The organism is Flavobacterium sp. CG_23.5 (assembly GCF_017875765.1).
In the GTDB taxonomy this organism is placed as follows: Bacteria; Bacteroidota; Bacteroidia; order Flavobacteriales; family Flavobacteriaceae; genus Flavobacterium.
The window spans coordinates 1,741,233-1,758,090 of the sequence record NZ_JAGGNA010000001.1 but is presented as its reverse complement, the minus strand read 5'-3'; the positions used below and the strand labels follow the sequence as shown (position 1 = coordinate 1,758,090).

General features: G+C 33.6%; 18 protein-coding genes. 13 read left to right on the top strand and 5 right to left on the bottom strand.

What is annotated here, in order from left to right; genetic code table 11:
* Window positions 1-95 precede the first annotated feature (95 nt).
* The gene (locus H4V97_RS07550; protein WP_196849454.1) at window positions 96-1,748 is read right to left on the bottom strand and encodes a DUF1800 family protein; all 1,653 of its coding nucleotides are present in this window, start codon (window positions 1,746-1,748) and stop codon (window positions 96-98) included.
* A 267-nt stretch (window positions 1,749-2,015) separates the two neighbouring features.
* On the opposite strand from H4V97_RS07550, the gene hpt reads away from it, so the two are divergent.
* The 4 genes from hpt (at window position 2,016) to obgE (ending at window position 5,649) form a co-directional block, all read left to right on the top strand.
* On the top strand, window positions 2,016-2,546 hold the full coding sequence (hpt, locus tag H4V97_RS15850; protein ID WP_231385407.1) for a hypoxanthine phosphoribosyltransferase: 531 nt from the start codon (window positions 2,016-2,018) through the stop codon (window positions 2,544-2,546).
* Between the two features lie 15 nt (window positions 2,547-2,561).
* Entirely contained in the window at window positions 2,562-3,134 is a 573-nt protein-coding gene (locus H4V97_RS15845; protein WP_245345214.1) for an adenylate kinase, read from the top strand.
* A gap of 166 nt (window positions 3,135-3,300) precedes the next feature.
* Complete coding sequence (locus H4V97_RS07540) at window positions 3,301-4,575, top strand: hemolysin family protein (protein ID WP_209549379.1); 1,275 nt, start codon at window positions 3,301-3,303, stop codon at window positions 4,573-4,575.
* A gap of 72 nt (window positions 4,576-4,647) precedes the next feature.
* Window positions 4,648-5,649 (top strand): GTPase ObgE, encoded by a 1,002-nt coding sequence (obgE, locus tag H4V97_RS07535; protein WP_209549378.1) that lies wholly within the window; start codon window positions 4,648-4,650, stop codon window positions 5,647-5,649.
* Between the two features lie 72 nt (window positions 5,650-5,721).
* Here the strand turns inward: obgE and lysM are convergent, their stop codons facing one another.
* Entirely contained in the window at window positions 5,722-6,180 is a 459-nt protein-coding gene (gene lysM, locus H4V97_RS07530) for a peptidoglycan-binding protein LysM (RefSeq protein WP_209549377.1), read from the bottom strand.
* Window positions 6,181-6,415: 235 nt separating this feature from the next.
* On the opposite strand from lysM, the gene H4V97_RS07525 reads away from it, so the two are divergent.
* The 8 genes from H4V97_RS07525 (at window position 6,416) to H4V97_RS07490 (ending at window position 12,169) form a co-directional block, all read left to right on the top strand.
* On the top strand, window positions 6,416-7,111 hold the full coding sequence (locus tag H4V97_RS07525; RefSeq protein WP_209549376.1) for a tetratricopeptide repeat protein: 696 nt from the start codon (window positions 6,416-6,418) through the stop codon (window positions 7,109-7,111).
* A 62-nt stretch (window positions 7,112-7,173) separates the two neighbouring features.
* Window positions 7,174-8,529 carry a UDP-N-acetylmuramate--L-alanine ligase gene (locus H4V97_RS07520; RefSeq protein ID WP_209549375.1) on the top strand — a complete coding sequence of 452 codons (1,356 nt, stop codon included), beginning with the start codon at window positions 7,174-7,176 and terminating at the stop codon, window positions 8,527-8,529.
* Window positions 8,530-8,547: 18 nt separating this feature from the next.
* The gene (locus H4V97_RS07515; protein WP_209549374.1) at window positions 8,548-9,006 is read left to right on the top strand and encodes a GNAT family N-acetyltransferase; all 459 of its coding nucleotides are present in this window, start codon (window positions 8,548-8,550) and stop codon (window positions 9,004-9,006) included.
* 11 nt (window positions 9,007-9,017) lie between these two features.
* A complete protein-coding gene (gene radC / locus H4V97_RS07510) occupies window positions 9,018-9,713 on the top strand; it encodes a RadC family protein (RefSeq protein ID WP_196849447.1) in 696 nt (231 codons plus the stop codon).
* Window positions 9,714-9,766: 53 nt separating this feature from the next.
* On the top strand, window positions 9,767-10,270 hold the full coding sequence (locus tag H4V97_RS07505) for an antitoxin Xre/MbcA/ParS toxin-binding domain-containing protein (RefSeq protein ID WP_209549373.1): 504 nt from the start codon (window positions 9,767-9,769) through the stop codon (window positions 10,268-10,270).
* On the top strand, window positions 10,270-10,728 hold the full coding sequence (locus H4V97_RS07500; RefSeq protein WP_209549372.1) for an RES family NAD+ phosphorylase: 459 nt from the start codon (window positions 10,270-10,272) through the stop codon (window positions 10,726-10,728). The genes H4V97_RS07505 and H4V97_RS07500 overlap by 1 nt, the downstream gene beginning before the upstream one ends.
* A gap of 11 nt (window positions 10,729-10,739) precedes the next feature.
* Window positions 10,740-11,426, top strand: coding sequence for a YjjG family noncanonical pyrimidine nucleotidase (locus H4V97_RS07495; protein ID WP_209550289.1), 687 nt, complete (start codon window positions 10,740-10,742; stop codon window positions 11,424-11,426).
* A gap of 2 nt (window positions 11,427-11,428) precedes the next feature.
* Window positions 11,429-12,169, top strand: coding sequence for a hypothetical protein (locus H4V97_RS07490; protein WP_209549371.1), 741 nt, complete (start codon window positions 11,429-11,431; stop codon window positions 12,167-12,169).
* A 74-nt stretch (window positions 12,170-12,243) separates the two neighbouring features.
* On the opposite strand, the gene H4V97_RS07485 is transcribed toward H4V97_RS07490, so the two are convergent.
* Entirely contained in the window at window positions 12,244-13,521 is a 1,278-nt protein-coding gene (locus H4V97_RS07485; protein ID WP_209549370.1) for a replication-associated recombination protein A, read from the bottom strand.
* Between the two features lie 263 nt (window positions 13,522-13,784).
* Between H4V97_RS07485 and H4V97_RS07480 the strand changes: the two genes are divergently transcribed.
* The gene (locus H4V97_RS07480; protein WP_196849442.1) at window positions 13,785-14,561 is read left to right on the top strand and encodes a rhomboid family intramembrane serine protease; all 777 of its coding nucleotides are present in this window, start codon (window positions 13,785-13,787) and stop codon (window positions 14,559-14,561) included.
* 42 nt (window positions 14,562-14,603) lie between these two features.
* On the opposite strand, the gene rlmB is transcribed toward H4V97_RS07480, so the two are convergent.
* Window positions 14,604-15,338 carry a 23S rRNA (guanosine(2251)-2'-O)-methyltransferase RlmB gene (gene rlmB / locus H4V97_RS07475; RefSeq protein WP_196849441.1) on the bottom strand — a complete coding sequence of 245 codons (735 nt, stop codon included), beginning with the start codon at window positions 15,336-15,338 and terminating at the stop codon, window positions 14,604-14,606.
* Window positions 15,339-15,410: 72 nt separating this feature from the next.
* On the bottom strand, window positions 15,411-16,856 hold the full coding sequence (locus H4V97_RS07470) for a SusD/RagB family nutrient-binding outer membrane lipoprotein (protein ID WP_209549369.1): 1,446 nt from the start codon (window positions 16,854-16,856) through the stop codon (window positions 15,411-15,413).
* Window positions 16,857-16,858 lie beyond the last annotated feature (2 nt).

Here is a 16,858-nt window from a genome sequence, read left to right as displayed (position 1 = left end):
CTTGTACGCTATATGAATTGTTGGGTAATACCAAATGTATTTAAGGTTTAAATTCTCTTAAATATTTTGGATAATAATAAATTTTTTAAATAATACTAAAACATTTGAGATTCGGGGGCTCTTAATATTTTGGTTACTAACAGCTTTAATCGAGACTCGACTACTGAGTTATTATTGGTGCTAATAAAGTTATTCCACGCTTCAGTCCAATAATAATTAGATAGACCTTGCAGGAGGAAAGAATTCATAAAGTAGTTAATACGATCACTGTCTGTTTCTTGGGCGAAAAGTGCGTTGCACAGTTCGGAAGTTAATGTAAGAGGGTTCGAAGGATTTGATACGATTCCAGTGTTTTTTAAGACATCTGAAATGTTTATTTTAACAGCAATATTACTATTACCACTGATCCTATTTACTCCGTCGAGTAAAGATTCTCCTAATCTGTATTTTGCAATTAAGGTTGAAGATGAAATCCAAGTTTTATCAAAAGCAGGAGCTTGATAATAGGCAGCATGTCCGGCAACATTTTCAGGTTCAAATAGAATCATATTGGAACGCACAAAAAAGGTATTGTTGACGAAATACCACCAAAAAACATTATAGAAATTTAATGGATTCGAAGTAGGATCTGGAATTGCGGCTTTTAAATACGTGCATATTTCTGATAATTGCTGAAGGGGAGATTTTATTATTCCACCTATAATTTCATCAGTTGTGATACTATCATCTAAATCGTAAAAATGTTGGCTTTCTAATAATTTTCTAATAATTGGAACAATTTCATATCCATTGTTGTAAAGGTCTTGTGCTAATGGATTTATAATGTCGTTTTCTACTTCTGACGAAATGTTGCTTTTAACGAAATAAGTATATAATTTTCTGCAAATATTTTTTGCTGTAGCCGATTGGTCAAAAACCATCTCAATGTAATTGTCTAATTCGGTATCCATCGAAGAAGCATCACTTGAAGAAGTAATTATTTTGTTGTTAAAAGCACTACTAAATGTTTTAGGACTGGTATTGTGATCTGAGAATTGATTGTACCCTTTTGGAATTCCAGTTTCAGAATCAATTAGAGATCTGTCGGATTTTCTTTTGAATCCCGTTAATATTCTTGCTGTCTGCACAATATCTGATTCGGTATAATTCGTGTAATTTCCGGGTGTAACTTGTGCTCCTTTCCCAATAGTGAATAATTCTAGAAACTCGCGGGCATAATTTTCATTTGGAGAACTTTTCACATTTGAAGTATTATTCAAAAAACAAAGCATAGAATTATTGAGTGTCATCTTTTTTGCTAACTTTTTATAATTCCCATAGGAATAAAATAAAAGCAATCGGATGTAATCGTAGAATTCGGTGGAAGATCCAAAAACCTGTTCGTTTTTTATTACTGTAAAACGGGTAGATAGAAAATGAGAAAGTTTAAATTTTAATGTGGGAGTATTTATGGCATTATACCACCACCAACCAGCTACAAGTACACCTTTACCATATTGGTTAGCAATTGAGGTCGGTAAATTTGCGGATTCGGTCCAAAAACCATCTGGAGCAGTGGTTGGCAAAGGGTCATACGGTAGGTTTAACGCGAGGGGTTTATCAACCAATAATAGATCTAGCGCTTGGCTGGGGGCGAGCTTTGAATATTGGTCTATCAAGGCCTTGGTGTAAACAAAAGTTGCTCTTCGCAACAAATGTTTAGCGTTTTTTACACCTAAAACTGTGGTATTTGGATTTAGTGAAGCCATAATTATACGATTTTCATTATCCTATACTTAAAGTTAGGAATAAATAAATTTGATACACTATTTTTTCGATTAACAGATTGTAATAGTCGTCTAACTGATTGTTTTTTAGTAGATTATATGTTTTTTTTAGGGTTTCGGATACAGATTTTATAATTGCGTTATTAAGATAATTTGTGCATTCAATAAGCTAATTACAAATTAATGTCCAATTAGCAATTGTCAAATCCGAATTCTGTATCTTTGCACATTATTTTAAATAGGATAATAATGATACAACTTCACGATAAACAATTTGTTCCGTTTATTTCCGCTAAAGAAATTGAGTTTGCAATAGCAAAAATGGTTGCTCAAATAGAAGATGATTTTTTTGATGAAACGCCGGTGTTTGTTGGCGTTTTGAATGGCGCTTTCATGGTCGTTTCTGATTTCATGAAATTGTATAAAAAACCATGTGAAGTATCTTTCATAAAAATGGCTTCCTATGAAGGGACTTCGTCAACTGAAGAGGTGAAACAATTGATAGGATTGAACCAAGATTTGACCGGACGCACTGTCGTAATTATCGAAGATATTGTAGACACTGGAAATACAGTAGTTGAATTGAAAGAATTGTTCAAAAAACAAAATGTAAAACATTTTAAAATAGCAACACTTTTTTTTAAACCAGAAGCATATACAAAAGATGTCAAGATAGATTACGTTGGAATTAGAATTCCAAATAAATTTATTGTTGGTTATGGTTTGGACTATAATGGATTAGGAAGAAATTTACCCGAAGTATATAAACTAAAAGAATAACTACCCAACAACATTATGATCAACATTGTTTTATTTGGAAAGCCAGGAGCAGGAAAAGGAACTCAAGCAGAGTTTTTAAAAGAGAAATACAAATTAACGCACATATCCACTGGTGATGTATTTCGTTTTAATTTGAAAAACGATACTGAATTAGGGAAGCAAGCAAGAGTCTACATGGATTCGGGCGATTTAGTGCCTGATGAATTGACTACTAAAATGCTTATTGATGAGGTAAATAAACATCCAGATACAAATGGAATTTTATTTGACGGTTACCCAAGAACAATTTCACAAGCCGAAGACTTAGATGCGTTTCTTACTACAATTGGATCTAAAGTTGCTGCAACAGTAGCACTCGAAGCCGATGATGAAATCTTAATCCAAAGATTATTGGAAAGAGGAAAAACAAGTGGTAGAATAGACGATCAAGATGAAGATAAAATAAGAAATCGTTACCAGGAATACAATGAAAAAACGGCTCCTTTAATGGGGTATTATGAACAACAAGGAAAGTTTCACACCGTCAACGGAATAGGAACTATTCAAGAAATCACTGAACGGTTAAGTGCCGTTATTGATAATTTATAGGAGCAATTTCCAGTTGTACGTTACAATCCCGATAATTTTCGGGACTCGCTTAAAAAACTATTTTTCTAAGCCATAAAAGGTGCTTCCTCTGGTCGCTCTTTTCTGTCAAGAAAAATAAGTTATATAGGCTGCGGGCTTTTCACTACCATCTGGGCTAAAAAAAAACATGGAAATACTAATAATATTTTTTCTAATACTGTTAAACGGAGTTTTCTCCATGTCTGAAATCGCATTGATTTCGGCGAGAAAGAATAGATTAGAAACTGCTGCCAAAAAAGGAAATAAAAGTGCGAAAATCGCATTGGATTTGGCCAATTCACCAAATAAATTTTTATCAACTGTACAAATAGGAATAACCCTAATAGGAATTCTTACGGGTATATATAGCGGTGATAAAATAACAATAAATGTAGAAAATTTTGTAAAAGGATTTGAAATACTAACTCCTTATGCGCATACTGTAGCGGTAGGAATTGTAGTTGTGATTTTAACTTTTTTCTCATTAGTTTTAGGGGAATTGTTGCCTAAAAGAATAGGTTTAAATCATCCGGAAGCCATTGCTAAAGCTGTGGCGTTACCTATGAAAATCGTTTCGATTGTCACCGCACCATTTATTTGGTTGTTGACACATTCAACGGAATTTTTATTAAATGTTCTAAAAATAAAACCCACAGCAGACGGAAAAGTAACCGAGGAAGAAATAAAGGCTATTATCAAAGAAGGTACTGAAGGCGGGGAAGTACAGGAAATAGAGCAAGATATTGTAGAGCGTGTTTTTCATATTGGCGATAGAAAAATTAATTCTTTAATGACTCATAGAAAATCGGTGGTATTTTTACCATTGCATTCTGATAAGAATCAGGTTAAAGAATTTATGCTAAAAGAGCTACATTCCATTTATCCGGTTTATGGAGATAATTACGATGATATTGTTGGAGTGGTAAACCTAAAAAATATTTTCGCCCATTTTGAAAATGAGAATTTCAATTTGGCAGATATAATGACGGAAGCGCCTTTTATGATGGAGCAAACAACTGCTTATATCGCTCTTGAAAACTTCAAGAAAACAGGGATTCATTATGCATTTGTCTCAGATGAATATGGTGTTTTTCAAGGTGTAATTACTTTGAATGATATCCTGGAAGCTTTGGTAGGGGATGCTTCGGACTTTTATAAAGATGACTTTCAATTAGTTGAGAGAGAAGATGGCACTTGGTTAGTAGATGGGCACTATTCATTACATGATTTCTTGACATATTTTGAGTTAGATGAATTGATAAGTGATTATGAAGTGACAACGGTAAGCGGTTTAATAATGACGGAACTTTCTCATATTCCAAAACAAGGCGAAAAGCTGATTTGGCAAAAATTTGAGTTGGAAGTGATCGATATGGATGGCGTGAAGATTGATAAAGTAATGGTGAAAGCATTACAAATGTAAAAATAGTTTACAGGATTAAGGAGCTCAAAATGAGTTTTGAATGTTGTAGTTGAAAATTGAATATTAGAAAAGATGACTGAAGGGAATTTTGTAGATTACGTTAAAATATATGTTTCTTCTGGAAAAGGAGGAAAAGGATCTACGCATTTGCATAGAGAAAAATTTATTGAAAAAGGAGGTCCGGATGGTGGAGATGGTGGACGTGGAGGTCATGTTTTTTTAGTGGGAAACAAAGGTCTTTGGACATTGTTTCACCTAAAATTTGCGCGTCATATAAAAGCTGGTAACGGAGGCGATGGAAGTGGAGACAGAAGTACAGGTGCCGATGGTGATGATAAATACATCGAAGTTCCGTTAGGAACAGTTGTAAAAGATAAAGAAACTGGAGAAATATTATTTGAAATCACCGAAGATGGTGAAAAACAAATACTTTCAAGAGGAGGAAAGGGAGGTTTAGGAAACTGGCATTTTAGAAGTTCTACAAACCAAACGCCTAGATACTCTCAACCTGGATTACCAGGTGCAGAAATGGACGTGATATTGGAGCTAAAAGTGCTAGCTGACGTAGGTTTGGTAGGTTTTCCTAATGCTGGGAAATCAACTTTATTATCTGTGTTGACTTCTGCTAAGCCAAAAATTGCTGATTATCCATTTACAACCTTGAAACCTAATCTTGGGATTGTAGCGTACCGCGATTTTCAGTCTTTTGTAATCGCCGATATTCCTGGAATTATTGAAGGCGCTGCCGAAGGAAAAGGTCTTGGACATTATTTCCTACGTCACATTGAACGTAATTCAACTTTGTTGTTTTTAGTTCCAGTTGACGCACCAGACATTAAAGCAGAATATGATATTTTAGTAAATGAATTGACTAAATACAATCCTGAAATGCTCGATAAAGAGCGTATGGTTGTTATTTCTAAATGTGATATGCTGGATGATGAATTGAAAGTAGAACTGAAATCAGAATTAGATGTGGCTTTTAAAGGTATTCCCTATATGTTTATCTCATCTGTTGCCCAACAAGGATTGACAGAATTGAAAGATAAATTATGGAAAATGTTGAATGACTAAAATGGTTTAATGGTACTATATTTTATAGAAAAGGGCTTCGAATTTTTGAAGCCCTTTTTTTATTAATATTAATTACAAATTTGGTATTCTCAAAACTTGACCGGGATATATTTTGTCTGGATCGGAAAGCATCGGTTTGTTTGCCTCAAAAATCACATTAAATTTATTGGCATCTCCATAATATGTCTTTGCAATTTTTGACAACCAATCACCTTCAACTACTGTATGGTATTTTGCTTCTGGTTCTTTGATTGCAACTTCCATCTGATTATCCACCTCAGAAACTCCTTCTACATTACCCACAGCTAGAGCAATTTTTTCAGCATCAACTTGTTTGTCAACTTCTCCTTTCAGTGTAACCTTTTCCTCTTGTAAATAAACTTTTAAATTTTTGAAAGGCAATTTTAAAGATTGAACATGTGCTAATAAAACATTTGCTTTCAATGCTTCTTTTTCCGCAGCAGGAGCATCTTCTTCTTTTTTTCCAAATAATTTCGCCCCAGCGCCTTTAATAAATGATAATAGTCCCATTGTTTTGATTTTTAAATTAATTAACTACTAAATTAGTTAAAAATACGATTTCAAATTTTCTTTTAATTGATATTTTTAATGAATATTTTAGTTCAAAGTTGTTATAATTTATGTTGTTTAAATTGACTGGTTCATATACCACAAGATTTCTTCAAATTCTTTTTAGAATATATTGATTTTAAATTTCTTATTTTTGGCATAGTTATAAAACAAATGACAATTTAAATGCACTATCATGAAATACTTATTTTTAGTTCTGCTAATGTATTCTAACTCCATTTGGTCTCAATCCAATTTCGATAAAGCAGAAAAATTATTCAAAGAAAATAAATTTGAACAGGCGCAAGCTGTCTTTGAAACTGTTTTGAAAACGAATCCTGCGGATTTAAAAACTATTGAATATTTAGGAGACATTGCAGGTCGAAATAAATCTTGGGATAAGACTATCATTTATTATAAAAAACTTGTCCAGTTAAAACCATCAGAAGCCAATTATCATTATAAATATGGTGGAGCCTTAGGGATGAAAGCCAAGGAATCAAATAAGTTTAAAGCCCTAGGCATGATTGATGAGGTTAAAGGAGCATTTGAAAAGGCAATTGTGCTAAATCCAAAGCATATTGAAGCACGTTGGGCATTAATAGAACTCTATATTCAGTTACCTGGAATCGTGGGCGGAAGCCAATCTAAAGCTATAAAATATTCAAATGAATTATTCCGACTTTCTCCGGTAGACGGTTATTTGTCTAAGGGGCATATTGATGAATATTTTAAAAGATATGCGGTAGCTGAACAACAATATAAAAAGGGAATTGCAGTAGGGAATTCAAAAGTGGGCTATCAAATGCTTGCGAATTTGTATAAAAACAAAATGAAAGAACCTGAAAAAGCAAAATCAATTTTAGAAGAATATAAAAATAGAGAAAGGTAAATAAGTAAGAGTAATGACTTTTAATGTTTTGCAAATTCAACAATCATAAACTATAAACTAAAATGCGTACACATTTTATAGCTATTGGCGGGAGTGCCATGCACAATCTTGCTTTAGCATTACACAACAAAGGATATCAAGTTACAGGAAGCGACGATGCCATTTTTGAACCATCAAAATCAAGATTAGATAAAAAGGGAATTTTGCCTGCCGAATTAGGTTGGTTTCCGAAAAAAATCACAACTGATATTGAAGCGGTAATTCTTGGAATGCATGCAAAGGCCGATAATCCAGAACTGTTGAAAGCACAAGAATTACGTTTAAAGATATATTCATACCCAGAATTTCTATACGAACAATCCAAAAATAAAACACGTGTTGTTATTGGTGGTTCTCATGGAAAAACTACAATTACATCAATGATTTTACACGTGATGCACTATCACAATATTGCAGTTGATTATATGGTTGGAGCACAATTAGAAGGATTTGAAACGATGGTTCATCTAACTGAAGAGAATGACTTTATCGTTCTTGAAGGTGATGAATATTTGTCTTCGCCAATAGACAGAAGACCAAAATTTCATTTATATCAACCGAATATTGCTTTGATTTCCGGTATAGCTTGGGATCATATCAACGTGTTTCCTACTTATGAAAACTATGTGGAGCAGTTTGAAATATTTATTGGTAAAATTACCAATGGCGGAATTTTAGTTTACAATGAAGAGGACTCCGAAGTAAAAAGTGTTGCCGAAGCCGCTACAAATCCCATTCGAAAACTAGCATATCACACTCCTAAGTACACCGTAAGCGATGGTGTTACACTTCTCGAAACTCCCGAAGGTGATATGCCTATAGAGGTTTTTGGAGCACACAATCTCAATAATTTGGCTGGAGCCAAATGGATTTGTCAGAATATGGGTGTTGATGAAGCTGATTTTTACGAAGCAATTGCCAGTTTCAAGGGCGCTTCAAAACGATTGGAAAAAATTGCCGAAAGTAAAACCAAAGTAGCCTATAAAGATTTCGCGCATTCGCCAAGTAAAGTGGCTGCGACTACCAAGGCCGTAAAAGAACAATATCCAAGCAGGACTTTAGTGGCTTGTTTAGAATTGCATACTTATAGTAGCTTGAATGCGGAATTCCTAAAAGAATATGAAGGCTCATTAGAATTTGCAGACGTTGCAGTTGTTTTCTATTCGCCGGATGCGGTAAAAATAAAACAGCTTGAGGAAGTTACCTATGACCAAATTGCAACTGCTTTCAACAGGAAAGATTTAATTATTTATACGAATCCCATAGAGTTTAAAGATTTTTTATTTAAACAAAATCTTGAAAATTCAGCCTTATTATTGATGAGCTCCGGGAATTACGGTGGATTAAATTTTGACGAGGTAAAAGAATTAATTAAGTAATTATTCCATTTGATAAAAATGAATAATAAAATAAGAATCTGCAGAACCACCAGTGAAAATTTAGATTTTGTCAACTTGGTCGCCTCATTAGATCAAAGTTTATGGGAACGTTATCCTGAATTCACATCAGATTATTGGGATAATAATATTTTAGAAATAAATCCCAACGTTGTGATTATTTATTTTGAAGGAAATCCAATAGCTTGCGGATGCTTCAAAAAAAAGGATAAAAATACAATTGAAATAAAACGTATGTTTGTTTCACCAGATGCTCGGGGAATGGGTTTTGCTAAAAGAATATTACAAGAATTAGAAATTTGGGCAAGTGAATTAGGTTATACGATTTCAGTTTTGGAAACTTTATATAAACAAAAAGAGGCCATCGGTTTGTATCAAAAAGTTGGGTACCTAATAGTTGATAATTACGAGCCTTATGTTGGTTTGGAAAATAGTATTTGCATGCAAAAACAAATTTAAAGCGAAAATGAATGTCTGAAAATTCCTTTTTTCCTATAAAGAACTGGTCGGAAGACGACAAGCCACGTGAAAAACTGATGCTGAAAGGTAAAAGTTCTTTGAGTGATGCCGAGTTAATCGCGATTTTGATTGGGTCTGGGAGTCGCAACGAGTCTGCTGTAGGTTTGAGCAAAAGAATTTTGGCAAGTGTAGACAATAATTTGAATGCTTTGGGGAAATTATCCATTACCCAGTTGATTACTTTTAAAGGAATAGGTGAGGCCAAAGCCATTTCAATTATTTCCGCTTTAGAATTAGGGAGACGCAGAAGGGCAGAAGATGCAGTCGAATTGACAAAAATAACCTCCAGTAAAATGATTTTTGAAATCATGCAGCCAATAATTGGAGAATTACCACATGAGGAATTTTGGATTGTTTATTTGAATAATTCTAATAAAATTATTTCAAAATCACAGTTGAGCAAAGGGGGAATCACTGGAACGCTTGTTGACATTAGATTAGTATTTAAAACCGCGTTGGAAATGGGCGCAACAGGGTTAATTTTATGTCACAATCATCCTTCAGGAACTTTGGTTCCCAGTGATGCCGACAAGCAAATTACAAGAAAACTGAAGTTGGCTGGAGAGAGTTTAGAAATTAAGGTTTTGGATCATCTTATTGTGACGGAAGTCAGTTATTTTAGCTTTGTAGATGAAGGGATATTTTAAAAATTTGAATATTCAAGACATTTGACTTATATTTGAAGTCAAATGTCTTTTATATGGGGAATTTAAAAATTAAGTCTAGAGCAGCAATTGACATAGCCGTCAGGGTTTTTGTAGATAAAGTCGAGAAAGACAGAGGTTATAAGCTGATCAATAAAAACATTACCTATAACGAATTTTTAAAAAACAGAATGTTAATCGTTCATTCTATTCGTGAGGGAATTCCTTATCATTTTTTTGACCTTATAAAAGAAAGAACTCCTTTTAATGAAGAGGATTGGGCTACTTTTTTAGGAATTTCTGCAAAATCACTTCAAAGAAATAAAGCCAAAGAAAATTTTGTTTTTAAAGCATTGCAATCAGAAAAAATTTTCGAATTGGCTGAGGTGACCTCATTAGGGAAAGAAGTTTTTGATACAGATGAGCAGTTTTATTCGTGGCTGAAAACACCTTCTTTTGCGCTTGGAAATTTAAAACCAATAGAGTTGTTAAAAGATTCTTATGGCAAAGAAATGGTTGTTAATGAATTGAATAAAATAGATCAAGGAATTTTTGTGTAATGGAAGTTTTTAGATTGACTCGTATAAAATATCCGATTGTTCTATCCGGTAAAGGTGCCTCATTTACTGGAGCTCGCTGGAATTCTAAGGGAACGGAGATGATTTATTGCGCGCAAAGTAGAGCTTTAGCGATGGCCGAAGTCCTTGTTCATTTGTCATTAGCTACCTTACCAAGCGATTTTGTTATGTTGACAATTCATATTCCAGATACTATTTTAGTTGAAATCCTTAATACTAAGAATTTAAAAACGGATTGGAATGTTTTCCCTGGTACATTTGAAACGCCTTTATTAGGGGATGATTTTATTCGCAGAAACGAGGCTTGTGTGTTGAAAGTTCCGTCGGCAGTGGTGAAAGGAGATTTTAATTTTCTAATAAACCCCTTTCATAAAGATTTTGATAAAATTATAATTATAGCTCAAAATGACTTTCCTTTTGATAAAAGAATTTTTAAATAATAAAATTAATGATGCAAAATAATATAAAAGATGTCTTCTTTGATTTAGATCATACGCTTTGGGATTTTGACAAAAATTCTGAATTGACATTTGAGAATATATTCAATAAGAATCACCCAACAATTGAAACTAAAATTTTCATTGAAAAATATGTTCCAATAAATCAAGCCTGTTGGAAATTATACCAATATGATAAAATTACGCATGCGGAGTTGCGTTACAATAGGTTGAAACATTCTTTTGATGCAATCGATTATTTTATTTCTGACGAACAAATTGAAAGTATCGCACAAGAATACATCGATTTGCTGCCAGAAAATAATCATCTTTTCGATGGAACTTTTGAGGTTTTGGATTACCTGCAACAGAAATATAAACTTCATATTATTACCAATGGTTTTGCCGAAGTGCAATTTAAGAAAATAACTAATTCTAAGATTGGAAGTTATTTTCAAACGATTACAAATTCGGAAATGGCTGGCGTTAAAAAACCAAATCCAATTATTTTTGAATATGCGTTAGATTTAGCAAAGGCCAAAAAAGAAAATAGTATTATGATTGGTGACTGTCTTGAGGCTGATGTGCAAGGCGCTCTGGATGCGGGATTAGACGCTATTTTTTTTAACGAAAGTAACGGTCAAGTTCCGCAAAACATCAAACAAGTCAATCATTTATTAGAATTAAAGAAATACTTATAATTATGAAAAAAAGAATTTTATTGCTATTGTTATTTGTTGCGAGTTATGGCTTTTCACAATCGGTTAATGACTATCAAGGTGTGGTGATTCCATTAAAATTTGACTTTATGAAAACCGACAATCAATATCGTCTGGCAACTTTGTCTAAGTTTAATTTAAACAAAGCTGGTTTTGAAGCTTTTTATACAAATGAAGCTGTTTCAAAAGATTACAATGACCGATGTAGTTTGTTGTATTTGGATGTCATAAAAGAAAATGCCTTTTTAGCGACAAAACTGTATATAATTTTGAATGACTGTAACGGGAAAGTTGTATATAAATCTCAAAGTGCTTATACTAAAGAAAAAGATACCCAGCTTGCTTATACAGAAGTTTTGAATAAAGCTTTTCAAGGTATTTATGCTTTGCAGTATAAATATAACGGGACAAATACTAGTAATAAAGTAGCAGACGCACCTGTAGTTTCACAAGTTATTATGCCTACAACTGTTTTAAATGGTTCTAAAAATGTAGAAAATGTTACGAGTAATTTGTTATATGCCCAACAAACTTCTAACGGTTTTCAATTGATTGATAGTACACCAAAGGTGATAATGAAAGTTTTTAAAACGTCAAGTACGAATTGTTATATTGCTGTAAAAGGAAATGTGCAGGGTGTTTTACTTGCAAAAGAGAATCAATGGTTTTTTGAATATTATCAAAATGACAAATTAATCTCTGAGGAAATAGAAGTTAAGTTTTAATTTAGAAGGACGAGCATTAATAATCATTGTGTTTGAAATATAGTATCAATAATAGATAATTAAAGATCTACAATCTAATAACCATATTTATCTTTCCAACGATTTTTAAGAAATTCTCTTATCGAATTTTCTCTTGAATTAGTACCAGGAATATATAATGGTGTTTTACTGATGGCGTCTGGTAAAAATTCCTGTTCCGCAAAGTTATTAGCAAAATCGTGAGAATATTTATACTCATCGCCATATCCTAATTCTTTCATCAATTTGGTTGGTGCATTGCGTAAATGGATCGGGACAGGTAAATCTCCTGTTTGTTTTACTAATTGTTGTGCATTTCCTATCGCGAGATAAGAGGCATTACTCTTTGGTGAAGTGGCTAAGTACACGGCACATTGGCTTAATATAATGCGGCTTTCAGGATAGCCAATAGTGGTAACAGCCTGAAATGTGTTATTCGCCATAATAAATGCAGTAGGATTGGCATTTCCTATATCTTCGCTGGAAAGAATGAGCATACGTCTTGCTATAAATTTTACATCCTCGCCACCTTCAATCATTCTTGCTAACCAATACACTGCTCCATTTGGATCACTTCCTCGAATTGATTTTATAAAGGCAGAAACGATGTCATAATGTTGTTCGCCACTTTTGTCATACAAAACTGTGTTTTGTTGCAACAGTTCAAATACTCGCTCATTTGTGATGATTATTTCATCTTCATCGGATGCATTTACGACAAGTTCAAAAATATTTAATAGTTTACGTCCATCGCCTCCGGAAAGTCTTAACAGGGCCTCTGTTTCTTTAAGTTTTATGTTTTTGGTTGCTAAAAAAGCATCGGTTTTTAAAGCACGTTGTAATAACGTCTCCAAATCATGTTTGGTGAAAGCATTCAAAACGTATACTTGACATCGTGACAATAAAGCAGGAATCACTTCAAAACTTGGATTTTCGGTAGTGGCGCCAATTAATGTTATCCAACCTTTTTCTACTGCTGCTAATAACGAATCTTGTTGCGATTTGCTAAAACGATGAATTTCGTCAATGAAAAGGATAGGATTTCTTGTGGTAAAAAGTCCACCACTTTGTTTTGCTTTTTCAATAACATCGCGGATGTCTTTTACACCGGAATTTATTGCACTCAATATATAAAAAGGGCGCTTTGATTCTTGCGCAATTATTTGTGCCAAAGTCGTTTTTCCCGTTCCCGGTGGTCCCCAAAAAATCAAGGAAGGAATAATTCCTTTTGCAATTTGTTGCGTCAAAGAACCATTAGGACCTACTAAATGGGATTGACTGATGTATTCTTCTAATTTTTGTGGCCGAATGCGTTCTGCAAGTGGTGCTTCCATCTGTTTTTTAAATCTGAAATCTGGATTCGTTAATCATAAATCAAAAATATGACTTTGGTAAAGTTACTATTTTTATTTGGAGCTATTTCCAGCTGTTCACTATATCTTTTTATCTCGTTAAAAAAACGAGATAAAAAGGATGCCATTTCCATCTGGGCTAGGGTTGTATATTTTAAATGTCCTTTTGGTTTTAGTATGACAAAATAGCATTAAATTGCTTTTGGATAAATAATTGATTGTTATTTTTAAACCAAACAGCAAAAATGGATAAGCATTTTAAATTCACCAATTCCGTTATTGGATTACCACTTTTTTTTGTGTTATTCCTATGGTTTGTTTATTGGGTAGAAATTAGATTTGATTTTGATTTTGTTTCGAACGGAATTTTTCCGCGATCTTTTGCGGGTTTGCAAGGTGTTTTGTTTAGCCCTTTCATACATTCGGATATGAATCATCTATATAATAATTCCATACCGTTATTGGTTTTATTAGCTGCGTTGCAATTCTTTTATTCGAAACAAACTATAGCCGTGATATCGTATGGTATTCTGTTTTCAGGAATAATTACGTGGGTAATTGGAAGGGATAATTATCATATCGGTGCAAGTGGACTAATCTATGTGTTGGTTAGTTTCATTTTTTTTAAAGGGATACAAACAAAATATTATCGGTTGGTTGCTTTGTCACTAGCTGTGATCATTATGTATGGTGGGATGGTTTGGTACGTTTTTCCAAAAGTAGATGAAACCATTTCCTGGGAAGGTCATTTGGCAGGATTCATAACAGGTTTTGCGTTGTCACTGTTTTTTAAAACACCAGAGTATAAAAAGGTAATTAAATATGATTGGGAACATCCAAGTTTTAATCCTTTGGAAGATAAATTTATGCAACGTTTTGATACCAATGGAAATTTTGTAAATCTTCCAATAATTGAAGAAAATATAGAGCAAGAAGATCTAAATCCTTTTTTTACATCATGTAGGCCCGTTCAATATGAGGTTATCGCAAATGAAAAAAATGAATTAAAGCCGGAGTCTTAATTCATTTTTTAATTTTTATTAACTAATGGGAAGTGAGAATTTTTAACTTCTCTGTCTAACTGCTTCATATAAAAAAGCACCGCAAGCTACCGATACATTCAAAGAACCAATGGTTCCAAACATAGGAAGTTTTGCTTTTTCATCAACGATTTTAAGAACAGATGGATTTACTCCACGATCTTCCGAACCCATGATAATAGCAACGGGTTCATTTAGAGAAATATCATAAATATTTGTATCTGTTTTTTCTGTAGCGGCTACTGTTTTAATTCCACTAGCTTGTAAAAGAAAAATAGCATCTTTAATATGTTCCACTTTACAAATTGGAATATTGAAAACTGCTCCAGCAGAAGTTTTTACGGTATCTCCGTTTACTGGTGCTGAACCTGCTTTTTGCACGATTATTCCATTGACACCTGTACATTCGGCCGTTCTGATAATAGCACCAAAATTACGTGCATCAGATATTTGATCCAAGATTAAAAATAAAGGTTTTTTTCCGTTTTCAATCACTGATTCTATTAAGGATTCCAAATCAAAAAAGGAAATAGGAGAGATGGTTGCGACTGCTCCTTGATGGTTATTAGGAGTAAGTCTATTTAGTTTCTCAACCGGAACATAAGAAAAGTTTATATTACCACGCTTCATCACTTTCATTAAGTCTTTCATCAGTTCGCTGCTTGCTTCCTTTTGAATATAGACTTTGTCAACTGTGGCACCTGATTGTATTGCTTCAATAATTGCTCTAATCCCGAATATTTGATGTTCTTTTTCCATGGCGCAAAGATATAAAAAAAAACCATCCCGATATTGGGATGGTTTTCAATATAATTATTTAAATAGTTCGTCTTAATGAACAGGTGTTTTAGTTACAATTGTTGGAATCGGGTTTGGTGTATTCGGATTTGCATTGATCTCTACTTGTGGGTATAAAAATCTTTGTGGAGTCCCTGGTATCCCTGCCTTCAATTGAATTCCAGCTAAGTTGTTTGATCTTCCAAAGTCATTGTATGATTCGTAATTGCCCATAAAATAGATATATCTTTCTTGGAATATTTCTCTTAATAAGGCATTTTGATTCGTAATGCTTGGCGAAGGATTTTCAATTCCACCTGCGGCAAAATCGCCAGCAGCATAAGCGGAATAGTTGAAAGTTTCACTATCATAACCTGCATTGTCTATACCAATTGAATATCCAGTATTCAATAATGCTCTGTAGTTGTTGTAAGATGTTAATCCAGCGGCAAAAGAAGTTCTTGCATCTACTTCAGCAATAATTAACAACATTTCGCCATAAGTCACCATTGGCATTGCGGAATCACTTCCGAATTTACCATTAGTACCTCCATAATCTCCGCCATATATGTTTAAACCATATGGAGAAAAATATTCTTCATTGTATGTGAACGCGTATCTTGCTGATTCATCAGTTTTAGCATTTCCTCTATACAAAGGGGCTGAAGGATCTAATAATCTAGCAGCATAACTGTCTCCTGACATATAATCATCTCTGTCGTAAACTAAGAAAGAATAAAATGGGTTGAAACTTTGTAGATAACTGTTCGAAAATATTGCCTTCAAATCATCATCCGCATTGTTTATTCCTAATAATGCATTCGTTCTCGCTTTAGTATAATCTTTCACGTGAAGATAATATTTTGCTTTAAGCGAATAGGCTAATGTGATCCATTTTGACGCATTCCCGGCATAATAAATATCTTTGTCGGAAGGAATGCCTTTCCCTTTAGTGGATTGAAGATTAGTTATAGCATTATCTAGTAAAAGCTGAACACTATTGTATACCGTGGCTTGTGCATCATACTTTGGAGTAAGATTCTTGCCTGTAATATCCAATTCAGAATAAGGAACGTCTCCCCATAAAGAAGTCACAGTTCCAATACAATGCGCTTCAATCACCTGAGTGGCTCCCTTTAATCTAGGGTTTAATTCTTGGTCCGCTTTAGAAATTGCTATTTTAGCTTGAGTAATACAGTTTACATAAGCGTTGTTCCAACTATCATCAAATGTTGAAGCCGTTGATGCATTCCAGTTGTTTAAGGCAACATATTGTCTGTTTTCACCGTTCGCTTGATTCAACCAAATCATCATATCTCTGGTATTTGAACTGGTTTGAAAAAACTGGTCAGCCAGAAGCACACCTTGGAATATATTTCTTGCATCAGCATCAACCAAGTTGTCTGGGTCAACATTCATGTCCTCTACAAAACTTGTACAACTTAGTATTGTTGTAAAGATTAAGAATAGACTGGCTATTTTTATAATATTATTTTTCATGT

Excerpts from the sequence above, each read along its gene's own strand:
- H4V97_RS07550 (WP_196849454.1), bottom strand. The coding sequence starts at position 1,748 with ATGGCTTCACTAAATCCAAATACCACAGTTTTAGGTGTAAAAAACGCT.
- hpt (WP_231385407.1), top strand. The coding sequence starts at position 2,016 with ATGATACAACTTCACGATAAACAATTTGTTCCGTTTATTTCCGCTAAA.
- H4V97_RS15845 (WP_245345214.1), top strand. The coding sequence starts at position 2,562 with ATGATCAACATTGTTTTATTTGGAAAGCCAGGAGCAGGAAAAGGAACT.
- H4V97_RS07540 (WP_209549379.1), top strand. The coding sequence starts at position 3,301 with ATGGAAATACTAATAATATTTTTTCTAATACTGTTAAACGGAGTTTTC.
- obgE (WP_209549378.1), top strand. The coding sequence starts at position 4,648 with ATGACTGAAGGGAATTTTGTAGATTACGTTAAAATATATGTTTCTTCT.
- lysM (WP_209549377.1), bottom strand. The coding sequence starts at position 6,180 with ATGGGACTATTATCATTTATTAAAGGCGCTGGGGCGAAATTATTTGGA.
- H4V97_RS07525 (WP_209549376.1), top strand. The coding sequence starts at position 6,416 with ATGAAATACTTATTTTTAGTTCTGCTAATGTATTCTAACTCCATTTGG.
- H4V97_RS07520 (WP_209549375.1), top strand. The coding sequence starts at position 7,174 with ATGCGTACACATTTTATAGCTATTGGCGGGAGTGCCATGCACAATCTT.
- H4V97_RS07515 (WP_209549374.1), top strand. The coding sequence starts at position 8,548 with ATGAATAATAAAATAAGAATCTGCAGAACCACCAGTGAAAATTTAGAT.
- radC (WP_196849447.1), top strand. The coding sequence starts at position 9,018 with ATGTCTGAAAATTCCTTTTTTCCTATAAAGAACTGGTCGGAAGACGAC.
- H4V97_RS07505 (WP_209549373.1), top strand. The coding sequence starts at position 9,767 with ATGGGGAATTTAAAAATTAAGTCTAGAGCAGCAATTGACATAGCCGTC.
- H4V97_RS07500 (WP_209549372.1), top strand. The coding sequence starts at position 10,270 with ATGGAAGTTTTTAGATTGACTCGTATAAAATATCCGATTGTTCTATCC.
- H4V97_RS07495 (WP_209550289.1), top strand. The coding sequence starts at position 10,740 with ATGCAAAATAATATAAAAGATGTCTTCTTTGATTTAGATCATACGCTT.
- H4V97_RS07490 (WP_209549371.1), top strand. The coding sequence starts at position 11,429 with ATGAAAAAAAGAATTTTATTGCTATTGTTATTTGTTGCGAGTTATGGC.
- H4V97_RS07485 (WP_209549370.1), bottom strand. The coding sequence starts at position 13,521 with ATGGAAGCACCACTTGCAGAACGCATTCGGCCACAAAAATTAGAAGAA.
- H4V97_RS07480 (WP_196849442.1), top strand. The coding sequence starts at position 13,785 with ATGGATAAGCATTTTAAATTCACCAATTCCGTTATTGGATTACCACTT.
- rlmB (WP_196849441.1), bottom strand. The coding sequence starts at position 15,338 with ATGGAAAAAGAACATCAAATATTCGGGATTAGAGCAATTATTGAAGCA.
- H4V97_RS07470 (WP_209549369.1), bottom strand. The coding sequence starts at position 16,856 with ATGAAAAATAATATTATAAAAATAGCCAGTCTATTCTTAATCTTTACA.